The 13,465-nt window shown below is 58.1% G+C and carries 12 protein-coding genes; all 12 read right to left on the reverse strand.

Annotated features, from left to right (window positions below; translation table 11 throughout):
* Window positions 1-252 precede the first annotated feature (252 nt).
* Window positions 253-1,695 (reverse strand): YdiU family protein, encoded by a 1,443-nt coding sequence (locus BVU99_RS17320; RefSeq protein ID WP_025302632.1) that lies wholly within the window; start codon window positions 1,693-1,695, stop codon window positions 253-255.
* A 257-nt stretch (window positions 1,696-1,952) separates the two neighbouring features.
* On the reverse strand, window positions 1,953-2,684 hold the full coding sequence (locus BVU99_RS17325; protein WP_043143424.1) for an EAL domain-containing protein: 732 nt from the start codon (window positions 2,682-2,684) through the stop codon (window positions 1,953-1,955).
* A gap of 512 nt (window positions 2,685-3,196) precedes the next feature.
* Entirely contained in the window at window positions 3,197-4,210 is a 1,014-nt protein-coding gene (locus BVU99_RS17330; RefSeq protein WP_025302630.1) for a lipoate--protein ligase A, read from the reverse strand.
* A 59-nt stretch (window positions 4,211-4,269) separates the two neighbouring features.
* Entirely contained in the window at window positions 4,270-4,734 is a 465-nt protein-coding gene (locus tag BVU99_RS17335) for an NlpC/P60 family protein (protein ID WP_016927954.1), read from the reverse strand.
* A 176-nt stretch (window positions 4,735-4,910) separates the two neighbouring features.
* On the reverse strand, window positions 4,911-5,303 hold the full coding sequence (arnF, locus tag BVU99_RS17340; protein ID WP_089195823.1) for a 4-amino-4-deoxy-L-arabinose-phosphoundecaprenol flippase subunit ArnF: 393 nt from the start codon (window positions 5,301-5,303) through the stop codon (window positions 4,911-4,913).
* Window positions 5,300-5,644 carry a 4-amino-4-deoxy-L-arabinose-phosphoundecaprenol flippase subunit ArnE gene (gene arnE / locus BVU99_RS17345; protein ID WP_060432951.1) on the reverse strand — a complete coding sequence of 115 codons (345 nt, stop codon included), beginning with the start codon at window positions 5,642-5,644 and terminating at the stop codon, window positions 5,300-5,302. Before arnE ends, arnF begins: the two co-directional genes overlap by 4 nt.
* Complete coding sequence (gene arnT, locus BVU99_RS17350) at window positions 5,641-7,305, reverse strand: lipid IV(A) 4-amino-4-deoxy-L-arabinosyltransferase (RefSeq protein WP_025302627.1); 1,665 nt, start codon at window positions 7,303-7,305, stop codon at window positions 5,641-5,643. Before arnT ends, arnE begins: the two co-directional genes overlap by 4 nt.
* On the reverse strand, window positions 7,302-8,207 hold the full coding sequence (gene arnD / locus BVU99_RS17355; RefSeq protein WP_025302626.1) for a 4-deoxy-4-formamido-L-arabinose-phosphoundecaprenol deformylase: 906 nt from the start codon (window positions 8,205-8,207) through the stop codon (window positions 7,302-7,304). Before arnD ends, arnT begins: the two co-directional genes overlap by 4 nt.
* Entirely contained in the window at window positions 8,204-10,186 is a 1,983-nt protein-coding gene (arnA, locus tag BVU99_RS17360; protein ID WP_043143392.1) for a bifunctional UDP-4-amino-4-deoxy-L-arabinose formyltransferase/UDP-glucuronic acid oxidase ArnA, read from the reverse strand. The genes arnD and arnA overlap by 4 nt, the downstream gene beginning before the upstream one ends.
* Entirely contained in the window at window positions 10,186-11,166 is a 981-nt protein-coding gene (gene arnC / locus BVU99_RS17365) for an undecaprenyl-phosphate 4-deoxy-4-formamido-L-arabinose transferase (RefSeq protein ID WP_025302624.1), read from the reverse strand. Before arnC ends, arnA begins: the two co-directional genes overlap by 1 nt.
* Window positions 11,153-12,307, reverse strand: a complete 1,155-nt coding sequence (arnB, locus tag BVU99_RS17370) for a UDP-4-amino-4-deoxy-L-arabinose aminotransferase (protein ID WP_025302623.1) — start codon at window positions 12,305-12,307, stop codon at window positions 11,153-11,155. The genes arnC and arnB overlap by 14 nt, the downstream gene beginning before the upstream one ends.
* A gap of 397 nt (window positions 12,308-12,704) precedes the next feature.
* Complete coding sequence (btuD, locus tag BVU99_RS17375) at window positions 12,705-13,460, reverse strand: vitamin B12 ABC transporter ATP-binding protein BtuD (protein WP_049205168.1); 756 nt, start codon at window positions 13,458-13,460, stop codon at window positions 12,705-12,707.
* Window positions 13,461-13,465: the final 5 nt, after the last annotated feature.

The following is a 13,465-nucleotide window of genomic DNA, read 5'->3' on the forward strand; positions in this document are numbered from 1 at the left end:
TCAGGTGAGACAGGCAGGGACGCCTGTCGCAACCGGCCTCAATGCGGTATGGCGGAGAGAGGGGAGTTGGCAAAGCCAACCGTCTGATAGGGCAAAGGCGCGGGTTGCCAGGGGCCGCGCCTTCGGCCCCTGGCTCGGTCGAAGTGTGGGAGCCACATGGGGCATCTCACTTTTATCGACCGAAAATTTCACGAACGCCTGCATAAAAACGCTAACTGACCAGCATTACGCCATGAGGCGCCCTTTTTCATCTCAACTGGAGCAGGAAATCTCCAGATGTTTGCCCCAATCCGGCGGCAGCGCAGCAAGATCGTCATACTCCGGCGCATCGTCGAACGGCCTCAGCAGAGCCTGATGCAACCGCTGCAAACGGCCCACGTCGTCTTTCTCCGCATCCTCAATCGCCTGCTGCGCCAGATAGTTGCGCAGGATCAGGCGCGGGTTCACCGCCTTCATCGCCCGTTGCCGTTCCGCATCGCTGACCTGTTCCTGTTGCAAGCGCTGACGATACTGCTGATACCAGGCGTCGAACGCCGCACGGTCGATAAACTCGTCGCGCAGCGGCGACTGCGCCTGCTGCTGTTCGGTCTCGCTCAACAAGCGGAACGTGCGGGTATAGTCCCGCCCTTCCTGCGCCATCAGGCTCAACAGACCGGTGAGCACGTCATTATCCTGCGCCGTCGGCGTGAAGAAGCCGAGTTTGGCGCGCATCTGTTCACCGTAGGCGCGCATCAGCGCCGGCTCATACGCCGACAGCGCCTGCTGCAGCTGCTCGGTGGTCATCAACCCAGACAGGGTTTGTGCCAGGCGATGCAGGTTCCACAGCGCCACCGCCGGTTGATTGTCGAAGGCGTAACGCCCCTGGTGATCGGAGTGGTTGCAGATATAGCCGGGCTGGTAGTCGTCCAGGAAGCCATAAGGGCCGTAATCGATGGTGATACCGAGAATCGACATATTGTCGGTGTTCATCACGCCGTGGGCGAAACCGACGGTTTGCCAATGGGCGATCAAACGCGCCGTGCGTTCGACCACGTCGGTAAACCACAGCAGATAACGCTCAGCCAGATCCTGCAACTGTGGCCAGTGACGGGCGATGACGAAATCCGCCAGCTGCCGCACTTGCTCCGGCTGTTTACGGTAATAAAAGTGTTCGAAGTGGCCGAAGCGCACATGGCTTTCCGCCACCCGCATCAGCATGGCGCCGCGTTCTGGCTGCTCGCGATATACCGGTTGCTGGCTGGTGACGATAGTCAACGCTCGGGTGGTGGGGATCCCCAGATGGTGCAGCGCCTCAGAGGCAAGAAACTCGCGGATAACCGAACGCAGCACCGCGCGGCCATCCCCCATGCGTGAATATGGCGTTAGCCCGGCCCCCTTCAAGTGCCAATCGCGGTGGCTGCCATCCGCCATGACCTGTTCGCCCAGCAAAATGCCGCGGCCATCACCCAGTTGCCCGGCCCACACGCCGAACTGGTGGCCGCTGTACACCTGTGCCAGCGGCTGCATGCCGGGCAGCAGCGATTCTCCCGCCCAAATGGGGGTTTTATCCTGGGTAAACCAGCTTTCATCCAGCCCCAGCTCGCGTGCCAGCGGCTCGCTGTGGTACAGCAGGCGTGCATCCTTGAGCGGTGTCGGGTTCAGGGCGGTGTAGAAACCGGGTAACTGTTGGTAGTAAGCGTTATCGAACTGCGGCATAGGCCCTCCGTTTCAGCGTAGTGTAGAGCCTGAACGCGCGGATTAACACCGAAGGAATGCAGGGAGAACGCATCCGCCTGTCACCAGGGCGGATGCGGGGAGTTTGGCGTTGCCCCTCAGCTGAGGAAACGCGCTTTAACGTCGGCTGACAAACGCAGTTATCAGCATAAAGCGATGGCGAATAACGGCGACGGGATCACGGTAACCTCACCCCGTGCATTATTTACCTCATTGTGTGTAGTTTTTTATATCACTTCTTAATTATTGAACTCGCTGGGCCTCGCCAGCAAAGCTTGCAGATTATCCACACCAACGCTGGGCCATAAAAAACCTTGCAGGCCTAAAACACCGGCGTATCTGAGTTTATTAAAGTACTCTTTTTTCTCTATTCCTCCGACGATTACGCCTTTACATAACAGGTTGATATTCTTTAACAACGAGTCGATGACCACGTCATATCCCTGATGGGTAAACAGCTGCCAGTAAAAACGCTTGTCTATCTTTACATAGTCAAACAAACCATCGTACAGCGCGGTCAACGTGGCTTTACCGGAACCGAAATCATCGAGCCACAGCGAAAACATTTCGCTTAATCGCCGCACGCTCGGGTTGTTCTTCCCGGCCGAAAGATTCGGAAAACTCTCACTGATTTCAAATGCAATAAAAGGATATTGCCCGATCCGTTGACATAACGCCGAATCAGAAAGAATAAGTTCGACGATGGTTTCTTCGATATTGATGGTCAACTGCACGTTGTTACCGGTAAACCAAGCCGCATGCTGCTCCGCAAGTTTCAATTGCTCATTAAATAACTCAATCCTTTGTTCAGACGTCAATAAATTAATCCCAATTTCGGCCGGCATGGCTAAATCACCGTCGAGACTGTTGAAACGGCTCAACATTTCAACCGCCAACAGCCCGCCCTCCATTGAGTAAACAGGTTGCAAAACATAGCTACTAATAAAGTCAGCTTCGAGTTGGATGTTCATTTTAATGCCACAGGATGAATGGCTAGCGTATCATCGTATATCAATATATTTTATCGATCAATCCCTCTGGGATTAATCGGAAATATCAATGTAAATACCCATGAAATATCATTTAATTGATAGATTAAAGCTATACGACAATCGTGAAAGGCGCAAAGAAAAGCAGCCTGACTTATGCCATAGCGACCGCCAAACGCGTTATGTGAAAAGGTATTTGGCTTAAGTTGAATGGATTGGCGGCTAAATTTGACTTATCTCCCTTGTTTTATTTAAGAAAAATCTTAAATAAAGTAAAATAATCTTTCCTCCTTAACGCGGATTTTTCCTACCGTTAACGACGACTGATTAAATTTAATAACGCATCAATTCCGCCCGTTATTCTCGGCATTGAAAATGTAAAAAAGTGCCCATCTTGATTTTCAGAAAATCTGCGCTACGCCCCTGCTAAACGCCGATTTCAGCGATAAAAAAAGGGATGAGCACGCTCATCCCCTTCACCATTCCCACTCCGGCTAACGGATCGTTTCGCTCAGCCATTGCCGCAACTCGGCTAATTCGGCCGCCTGTTGAGGATACTCCGCCATCAGTCGGTCACAGCAGGCGGCGACGGGCTCACTGCGGTACGCGCAGCCCACCAGCATGTCCGCCAACCGCTGCAGCGGAGCGGGATTCAGGCTATCGGTGAACACCTGCGCGCGAACAATCGCCCCCTTCTCCACATCGAAGAACAAGTCTACGCCGCCCCAGACGAAACGCTCGTTAAGCAAGTGGCTGAACGCCGGCGCCTTGCCAAAATTCCATTCCCAACTGCTCTGTTTGGCGAACTGCGCGGCAAAATCGGGCAGATCGGGGAACACGTCCGGCGAAATAATCTCCGGCTCGACCGTCTCGCCATAGTGGGCGAAGAAGGCCTGTACGATGGCGTCGCATACCTGCGCATGGCTGATATCCGGCAAAAACTCCGCCAGATTCGCGACGCGCGAACGCACCGAGGTAATCCCCTTGGCCTGCAGCTTTTTGGGATCCGGATTGAGATAGTCCGCCAACCGTTCCAGATCGGCATTCAGCAGCAGCGTACCGTGATGGAAACCGCGATCCTGCGTTTCTCGATAGGCCGAGCCGGATATTTTGCGCGGCCCGTCGGCGGTTTCCATCACCAGATCGTTACGCCCCGATGCGCTGGCCGCCACGCCCAGCTCCCGCAGCGCTTGCAGAATGATGTCGGTCGAGACGCTCTTGTCGTAGCCCGGCTTGCCGGCCATAAAGGTGAAGCAGGTATTGCCCAGGTCGTGAAATACCGCCCCGCCGCCGCTGCTGCGCCGCGCCAGCCGAATGCCATCCTGCTCCATGCGCCGGGTATTGCACTCTTTCCAGGGGTTCTGCGACTGACCAATCACCACCGTTTCGGCATTGCGCCACAGGAAGAGAATTTTTTGCGTGGTCATTTCGCGGAAGATGCACTCTTCCACTGCCAGGTTGAACCAGGGATCGTAGGAGTCGGAGATCAGTAAACGCAGGCTGTTCATGGCAGGCACCGTTCAAAACACGAGATGCCGCCATGATACACCAAATCAACGGGTTAAGGTTAAATGCGTCGCGCCTGCCAGTACACACGCTTCCAATAGACGTTATCGAGCGAGGAGCGGATCACCCCGCGGCTGGTCGAAGCGTGGATAAACTGGTCATTGGTATCGTAAATGCCGACATGCAGGCCGTTCTCACCGCCGCCGGTTTTGAAAAACACCAGATCGCCCGGCATCAACTCATCGCGTGAGACCTTGGTACCCAGTGAGGTCTGTTCTTCGGTCGAACGCGGCAGTTGCATGTCGAAGCGATCGCGGAACGTGCGGTAAACAAAGCCGGAGCAATCTACGCCGCCGCGATCCAGGCCGCCGTAACGGTATGGCGTACCGTACCACTGGCGCAGTTGTTCATTGAGTTGGGCCACCACCACGATAGAATCCGCCAGGCGGCCGCTGGGCGGCGGCGCATGGCTGCTGCAGCCGGCGAGGATCAAACTGGCTAATAAAAACCACACACGCATCCGCATAATATCCCTTCATTGAACACGTTGCCGCATTATGCCATCCGGTACACCACCACACCGCCTGCGAGGCAAAGCCGGCACCACGTAAGGAGAGCGCTATTTGGCGTTAATTTATCTCCCGCACGGGGAAAAAGGCAAGCGCCATGAGGGAGATAATAGCAGGATCGCCGGTTTAGCCCCTATTCCGGCGATTTTGTCTCGGATTTGCTGTTAATCAGCCCGACGCCGAACAGAATAAACAGCGTGCCCAACGTTTTCAGCAGCGTAGCGGACTCGTTAAACCACGGCAGGATCACCGCCGCCAGGTAGACCAGCGCGTAGCTAACGCTCAACAGAGGATAAGCACGATTTAACGGCAGATGGCGCAGCGCGAAAAACCAACACAGCATCGACAGCGCATAGCCGAAGATGCCGCCGCCCACCGCCAGCAGCGGTATCCAGTAATTGCCGATCAACGCCAACGAGACATCGGCGAACGACATCAGCGGGATCTGCACCATGCCCCACTTCATCAGCAACTGCGCCAGCGTCACCAGCAGTACGCTGGCGGCGCCCCAGGCATAGCCCTTCATGAATGCACGCTCATCAGCAGGATCCCCAGCATAATCGACGCCACGCCGCACCAATGGCGAGCGCTCGTCGGCTCATGAAACAGCCAGCGCGCCGCCAGCGTCACCATCACGAAGTTAAGGCTGAGCATCGGGTAAGCCAGGCTGAGCGGCAGACGCTGCAGCACATTGAGCCACACCGCCATGCCCAGCCCCAGCAGCAGCACCGCCAGCGCCAGCCAGCGCAGCGTCTGTTTCAGCCGCGCCTCGCCCGCCCGTTCCCAACAGTGCGCCGCCTGTTTCTGGCACAGCTGCCCACCACAGGTGAGCAGACTGACCACTATCACCAACAGAAAACCGATCATGGTTGCTGTTTATACCACATCAGCACCAGGCGGTTCATGCGATCCACCTTGTCTGCGGCAGGCAGTTCCTGCGGCAGCGCTTCGCCACGTGACAGTTGCAGCACCAACGATACGTTCCCCTGCTTACGCGCCTGCGCCAGCCACTGCGGGAAATCGGCATCGCTGATCAGGTGGCCTTTGGCGTCCGGATACTCCAGACCATAGGCAACCTCGCCTTTCTGGCTGTACATCAGCACGTCGCTGCGCTTCAGCTCCCAGGCCAGGCCGGCCGCCAGCCCAACGCTGTCGCTTAGCACGTAACGACTGTCGCCCAGCTCGGCCATCGTGGCGCGGGCGAAGTTTTGCGGCAGTTTGGAATCGGTCACCTGTTGCGGAATGGCGTAACCGATCACCAGGCACAGCAGCACCGGGCAAGCCGCCGCCCAGCGCCATTGGCGGCCGTTATCGCGTGCGGAAACCAGTGCGAACAGCAGCCAACCACCGAAGGCGATCAGGCCGAGCACCACTTTCGGCCACTCTTGGGGAGTAAACAGATGCGCTTTCGGCAGCAGACCGGAGCTCAACACCACCAGCGCCACGATGCCAATCAGCCCGAACAGGCCGTTCAACCAGGCATTGGCCTTGAACAGCTTGGCGCGCAGCGTGGCGGCATAGTCTTCCGCATAGGCGGTCATCAGCAGCGCCAGCGGCGCCATGCACGGCAGAATGTAGGTCGGCAGCTTGCCTTTGGCGATGCTGAAGAAGATCAACGGCATCATCGCCCAACTCAGCAGGAAGAACAGCTCCGGGCGCTGCACGCGCTCGCGCCAACCTTTGAGCAGCGCGCCGGGCAGCAGCGCCAGCCAAGGCAGCACCGCCGCCAGCAGAACCGGCAGGTAATACCAGAACGGCGCCTTGTGTTGAGCATTATCTTCGGCGAAACGCTGAATATGCTCGACCCAGAAGAAATAATTCCAGAAGTCGGGTTCGCGTTGCGCGATCGCCAGCGCCCACGGCAGGCTGAGCAGCGTCGCGGTCACGATCGCCACCGGGCCATAGCACAGCAGATCCTTGATGCGGCGTTGCTGGATAACGATCGGGATCACCGCGATCACCGGCACCGCCAGTGCCAGGAAGCCCTTGGTCATAAAGCCCATGCCGCAGGCCAAGCCCAGCAGTGCGTAAGCGCCCAGTTTTCCCTTGACCGAGGAGGCCTTCAGCGTCAGGTAATAACTGACCATCGCCGCCGCCAGCCACAGCGAGATCATCGGATCCAGCACGCTGTAGGTGCCGATGCTGAACACCAGCACCATCGACAGGAACATCAGCGCCGCCAGGCTGGCGCGGCGCGCATTGCGCCACATCAGCATCGCCAGCGCGAACACCAGCAGCGCGGTCATGCCGGTGCTGAACACCGAGCCGAAACGCACCGCAAAGTTGTTTTCGCCAAACAGCCACTGGCTGATGTTATTGAACCAGTAACCCGCTACCGGCTTTTCGAAATAACGCAGCCCCAGCAGGTGTGGCACCACCCAATCGCCGCGCTGCAGCATTTCACGACTGATCTCGGCATAACGCGTCTCATCCGGCTGCCACAGCAGGCGGCCGTTAAGCGGGATCAGGTAAACCAGAGCAAAAAAAACGGCCAGCAGAATGGCCCAGGATCCTTTTAGCGCCTTCATGTAACGTCCTTCACATCGGTTTGACAGCCCAGCCAACCTTCGCGGCCGGGGAAAGGAGCACGCTTGATGCGGCCCAACGGCAGTGACGCCAAATCTTGTGGTAACAGCGCGCTAAGCGGACAGAATTCGATGCCCTGCTGCCGTGCGCGTTGCAATAACTGTTCGAACATCGCCGCTTGCGACATGCCTTCCACTTCGGTGTGAATGGTGTACACCGGCACGCCGCGATCGTTCTCGATGGCGCGCAGAATGTAGTCGTTGAAGTCGGCCATGCTGACTTCGCTGCCGATCACTTCGTCGAAGGTCGGCAACGTCACCGGGATCTGCACCGTGCCGTGGCGCCCGTCGCTCAGCACCGGACGGAACGGATGGGTGCCGCGGCAATCGCTGTTGTAATGAAAGCCGAAGCGCTGCTTGACCTCCAGCACGCGCGTATCGGCACGCCAGCCCGCCACGGCGGAGCATTTCACCGGCTGGCCGGTGCAGGCGCTCAGGGCGTCGACGCCCCGCTGCACCTGTTCGGTCAGCTGCGCTTCGCTCCACTTGCCAACCTTGGCCTGCCACCCTTGGTGATCCCAGGCGTGCAGCCCGACTTCATGGCCGGCTTCGGCGGTGCGCTTCATCAGCGGCCCCAGCGCGCGTGAAATGTTGCGCCCCGGCCAGGCGGTACCAGCCAGCAGAATATCCAGCCCATACAGCGAGGCGGCGTTCGAACGCAGCATTTTCCACAGAAATTTCGGACGCAAAAGGCGCCAAAGATGGCGCCCCATGTTGTCCGGTCCCACGCTGAAGAAGAAGCTGGCCTGAATGTCGTACTTGTCGAACAGGTCCAGCAACTGCGGCACCCCTTCACGGGTGCCGCTGAAGGTATCTACATCAACCCGCAGACCGACTTTCTTCATGCACCGTTCCCTTCCTGAACGGTAGTGCGCAAGAAGTAGTCCAGCGTATCGGCGACGGTTTGCTTCATCTCGATGGTTGGCTGCCAGCCCAGCAGGCGGTGAGCGTTCTTGATGCTCGGCGTGCGGTGCTCGACGTCCTGGTAACCTTTACCGTAGTAGCTGCTGCTCTCCACGTCCTTGAAGCCGGCAAACGGCGGGAAGCGGTCGCGCAGCGGGTGGTTGTTGAAGCTTTCCAGCAGCATTTCCGCCAGCTCGCGGATGCTCGCTTCGTTGGTCGGGTTGCCGATGTTGACGATCTGGCCGTCGCACAGGCCATCACGGTTCTCAATGATGCGGAACAGCGCTTCGATGCCGTCGTTGATGTCGGTGAAGCAACGTTTCTGTGCGCCGCCGTCCATCAGTTTGATCGGCGAACCTTCCACCAGGTTGAGGATCAGCTGGGTGATGGCGCGGGAAGACCCGATGCGCGCGGCGTCCAGGTTATCCAGACGCGGCCCCATCCAGTTGAACGGACGGAACAGCGTGAACTTCAGGCCTTCTTTGGCGCCGTAAGCCCAGATCACCCGATCCAGCAGCTGTTTGGAGACCGAGTAGATCCAGCGTTGTTTATTGATTGGCCCGACGATCAGACGCGAATGGTCTTCATCGAACTCTTTGTCGTCGCACATGCCGTACACTTCTGAGGTGGACGGGAAGATGATGCGCTTGTTGTATTTCACGCAGTCGCGAACGATCTTCAGGTTCTCTTCGAAGTCAAGCTCGAACACGCGCAGCGGGTTACGGGTGTATTCGATCGGCGTCGCGATCGCCACCAGCGGCAGCACCACGTCGCATTTCTTGATGTGATACTCGATCCACTCGGAGTGGATGCTGATGTCGCCTTCCACGAAGTGGAAACGCGGGTTGTCGAGGAAGCGGCTGATGGCGTCAGAGCCGATATCCAGGCCGTAGATGTCGTAGCGATCGTCACGCAGCAGGCGTTCGGTCAGGTGGTTACCGATGAAGCCGTTAACCCCGAGGATCAGCACGCGAGTACGGCGTTTCATTACGGCATTCGGCTTGGCGGCCAGGCGCACGTCGGTGACGATGCCCATTTCTTGCGCCAGGCGGCTGCCCTGCACGTACAGACCGCTGTCGTTCTGGCCGGCGACGATCTCCAGCGCGCCTTCGCCACAGGCGATGACCAGCGGCGAGGCGCTCAGCACGGTGCCCGGTTGTTTATCATGTTGGGTATCCAGCACGCGGGAGCGCCAGACGATCAGCTTGCGCTGGCCGAGGTAGCTGAATGCGCCCGGGTACGGTTCGGTGACGGCGCGTACCAAGTTGTTGATCTCTTTGGCGGACTTGTGCCACAGGATCTCGCCGTCCGCTGCGGTGCGGCGGCCGAAGTAGCTGGCCTGAGACTCATCCTGCTTGGTGAAGGTGGCGGTGCCGTTCTTCAGTTTCGGCAACTGCTCTTGCAACACGACCTGCGCGGCTTCCAGCACTTTTTTGTGCAGCGTCAGCGCGGTGTCGTTGTCTGCGATGGTCACTTTCTGCTGACCAACGATGTCGCCGGCATCCGGGCGTTTCACCATCTTGTGCAGCGTGGCGCCGGTTTCAGTTTCGCCATTCACCAGCGCCCAGTTCACCGGGGCGCGGCCACGGTAGTGCGGCAGCAACGAACCGTGCAGGTTGAAACCGCCCTGCGGCGCCAGCGACAAGATCTCGTCGCTCAGCATGTGGCGGTAGTAGAACGAGAAGATCACGTCCGGCTGCAGTGCGCGGATGCGGTCAACCCATAGCGGGTGATTTACGTCTTCCGGCGCATAGACCGGCAGATCCAATTCGGCGCCCAAACGGGCCACGGAGGAGAAGAAATTGTTCTCACCAGGGTCGTCGGTGTGCGTGAATACGGCCTGCACGTCATAACCCGCCTCAGTCAGCGCTTTCAGACCTGCGCAGCCAATATCGTGGTAAGCAAATACAATAGCTTTCATCATTCTTCTTCCTGAGTATTGTGGTCCTGCTGTGCACCGACCACTTTCTGAACAAAATAGCGAGGACGCGCACGCACGTCGGTATAGATGCGGCCGATGTATTCACCCAGTAGCCCCATGCCAACAAACTGGGCGCCGATAAAGGTGAACAGCACGGCGAAGAGGGTGAACACGCCGCCGGCGGCCCATTCAGGGCCGAGCAGCAGACGCAGCGCAATCAGCACCAGTGCCAATACAAACCCGGACAGCGCCACGATGCTGCCGACCACGCTGAGCAAACGCAGCGGCGTAGTGGTCAGGCAGGTGATCAGGTCGTACATCAGGTTGATCAGCTTCATCAGGCTGTACTTGGAGTCGCCAAACTCACGTTCGGCGTGACGCACGTCGATCTCGGTCGTGCGACGGGCGAAGGTGTTCGCCAGAATCGGGATAAAGGTGCTGCGCTCGTGGCAGTGCAGCATCGCCTCAACGATATGACGACGGTAGGCACGCAGCATGCAGCCATAGTCCCCCATCGACTTGCCGGTGGCGCGTTGAATCATCATATTGATCACGCGCGAGGCGCTTTTGCGGAACCAGGAGTCTTGACGGTTGGCGCGCACGGTGCCCACCACGTCATAGCCCTCTTCCGCCACGCTGACCAGACGAGGGATCTCCTCCGGCGGGTTCTGCAGATCGGCGTCCAGCGTAATCACCAAATCGCCGGTCACCTGATTGAAACCGGCCATAATGGCCGAGTGCTGGCCATAGTTGCGGTTCAGCAGGACAGCGACCACGTTGCTGTCCGGCTTTTCCGCCGCCGCAGTCAGCATGTCGGCGGAATTGTCGCTGCTGCCATCGTCGACGAGGATGATTTCATAGGGTTGAGATAACTGCTTACAGGCGGCAGTAGTGCGTTCCAGCAACGCCGGCAGGCTTTCCTGCTCGTTGTATACCGGGATGACTATCGACACTTTTTTAATCGGTTCAACGCGAGACACGTAAAGACTCCACAACAGAAGACAAGGCATTGACCACGCGATCCACGTCGGCGTCGGTCATATCAGGGAATAGCGGTAAGGTGCACAGCCGCGCCGAGTTCCATTCGGTATTCGGCAACGACAGCTGCGGATAGCGCTCACGGTAGAATTTCTGGGTGTGCGCGGCACGGAAATGCAGCCCGGTGCCGATGCCAACCTCTTTCAGGCGCTCCATCAGCTGGTCGCGATCGAGGCCGCAGCGCTCGGGATCGACGCGCACCATAAACAGGTGCCAGGCGTGGTCATGCGGATAATCCGGCACGCCCAACGGTTGGAACGGCGAGCCTTCCAGCGCGCTCAGGTAGCGCTGCGCCAGCGCCTTGCGACGCGCGTTCAGCTCGGCGAAGCGCGAAAGTTGCACCACGGCGATCGCCGCGTGAATGTCGGACAGATTGTATTTGTACCCCGGTTCCACCACTTCGGCCTGCGGTTTGCGGCCAAGCTGCTGGCGATCGAAGGCATCGACGGCCAGACCGTGGAACTTCAGGCAACGCAGGCGATCCGCCAGCGCATCGTCGTCGGTGGCGATCAGGCCGCCTTCGGCGCAGGTCACGTTTTTGATCGCATGGAAAGAGAAAATCGCCGTGCCGCGCGCGCCGACCCATTCGCCGTTGTAGCGCGTGCCGACCGCGTGGGCGGCGTCTTCGATCAGCGGCAGACCATGGCGTTCGGCCACGGCGCGCAGCGCATCCATCTGCAGGGGGGCACCGGCGTAATGCACCGGAACAATCGCTTTGGTATTCGGGGTGATGGCAGCCTCGACGTCGGCGGCGCTGACCATCAACGTATCGCGGTCAACATCGATCATCACCGGCGTGGCGCCCAGCAGCTCGATCATGTTGAGGGTGGAGACCCAGGTTTGCGAAGGGGTGATGACTTCGTCGCCAGGGCCGACGCCAAGCGCCATTAACGTGATGTGCATGCCCGCCGTGGCGGAACTGACCGCGATGGCGTGCTTACAGCCGAAGGTGGAACAGAAGTCGCTTTCCAGTTGCTGGTTTTGCGGCCCGGTGGTGATCCAACCGGAGCGCAACACTTTCTCTACCGCGGCGATTTCTTCATCGCCGATGGCCGGACGAGAGAAAGGCAAAAATTGATCCATAGTTAACCCCAAACGTATCGAGCTGCTTTTGATGACACTGTAAATCCCTTTCGTTTAACGAATATTAAACGCCAGAGAAGAATCGTTTCCGTGGATTAACTGACAATGTAAGGCCGCAAGCTTAACTAAACCTTAAGACGAGACTCGTCATCAGTGGGAGAACTGATAGGAAGGTGCCGTCATCATTAATTTAAATTTATTATTAAAATCAATTTCTTATATTTATTAATAATTATTTACTTATTTTATTTTTGCCGAATCAAGCGTAGCACGTCATCGACGTTTTTCAAGAAAATCCACGAGAAAATGAGAGGCAGCACAATAATAGCCGATGATTACCCGGCTATTTATATTCACTACGTTTAGTTTTCGTTTACATTTATGCCGCCGGGGCGAATTAAGCCGTGCGGGTCATGATCCAACGCTGGTTCCCCACCCATTGCAGGTGGAAATCCACTTCATAGATCTGCGACAACAGTGCGGGCACCATCACCTCACGGGTGATGCCCTGCGCGACCAACTGCCCAGCGTGCAACAACCAAACCCGATCGGCCTGCTGCAGGGTATGATTCAGATCGTGCGCACACACTAGCGCGCTGCGCCCACTTTGGCAGAATTCGCGCAGCAGGCGATCCAGCGCAACCTTTTGCGCCACATCCAGGCTATTGGTCGGTTCATCCAGCAACAACAATCGGCTATGCGGGTTGACGCTGGGCCACACCTGCAGCAATACCGCCGCCAGTCGCACCCGTTGCCATTCTCCGCCGGAAAGCTGCGCCAGCATGCGTGACAGTTTATCCACCAGCTTCAACCGCTGGCACAGATAGAGGATGGCTTGCTCCACCTCGGTTTGCGCCGCGCCGGCAGGCCGGTGCAACGCCAAATACTGAAACACCGGCATGAGCGACACCGGCGGCTGTTGCTGGCTGAGATAACCGCGTCGGTGCGCCAGCTCGTCGCCCGAATAACCGGACAGCGCGCGTCCGTCCAGGCAGACTTCGCCCTGCCCCGGCAGCATGCCCGCCGCCCGGGCCAGCAAGGTGCTCTTCCCTGCGCCATTTGGGCCGATCAGGTGAACCTGCAACCCGCCGTCAATCTGTGCCGTAAAAGGCGCCAGGCGCCCCGCCACCCCAACCTCAACGAGTTGCAGCATCCGTA

Origin of the sequence: Serratia sp. OLAL2, assembly GCF_002752475.1 — a bacterium.
GTDB lineage: Bacteria > Pseudomonadota > Gammaproteobacteria > Enterobacterales > Enterobacteriaceae > Serratia > Serratia bockelmannii.

What these genes read in the sequence shown, in the direction of transcription:
- BVU99_RS17325 (WP_043143424.1), bottom strand. Translation starts at nt 2,684, where the DNA reads ATGAACATCCAACTCGAAGCTGACTTTATTAGTAGCTATGTTTTGCAA.
- arnB (WP_025302623.1), bottom strand. Translation starts at nt 12,307, where the DNA reads ATGGATCAATTTTTGCCTTTCTCTCGTCCGGCCATCGGCGATGAAGAA.
- BVU99_RS17320 (WP_025302632.1), bottom strand. Translation starts at nt 1,695, where the DNA reads ATGCCGCAGTTCGATAACGCTTACTACCAACAGTTACCCGGTTTCTAC.
- BVU99_RS17335 (WP_016927954.1), bottom strand. Translation starts at nt 4,734, where the DNA reads ATGCGGATGCGTGTGTGGTTTTTATTAGCCAGTTTGATCCTCGCCGGC.
- arnF (WP_089195823.1), bottom strand. Translation starts at nt 5,303, where the DNA reads ATGAAGGGCTATGCCTGGGGCGCCGCCAGCGTACTGCTGGTGACGCTG.
- BVU99_RS17330 (WP_025302630.1), bottom strand. Translation starts at nt 4,210, where the DNA reads ATGAACAGCCTGCGTTTACTGATCTCCGACTCCTACGATCCCTGGTTC.
- btuD (WP_049205168.1), bottom strand. Translation starts at nt 13,460, where the DNA reads ATGCTGCAACTCGTTGAGGTTGGGGTGGCGGGGCGCCTGGCGCCTTTT.
- arnA (WP_043143392.1), bottom strand. Translation starts at nt 10,186, where the DNA reads ATGAAAGCTATTGTATTTGCTTACCACGATATTGGCTGCGCAGGTCTG.
- arnD (WP_025302626.1), bottom strand. Translation starts at nt 8,207, where the DNA reads ATGAAGAAAGTCGGTCTGCGGGTTGATGTAGATACCTTCAGCGGCACC.
- arnE (WP_060432951.1), bottom strand. Translation starts at nt 5,644, where the DNA reads ATGATCGGTTTTCTGTTGGTGATAGTGGTCAGTCTGCTCACCTGTGGT.
- arnT (WP_025302627.1), bottom strand. Translation starts at nt 7,305, where the DNA reads ATGAAGGCGCTAAAAGGATCCTGGGCCATTCTGCTGGCCGTTTTTTTT.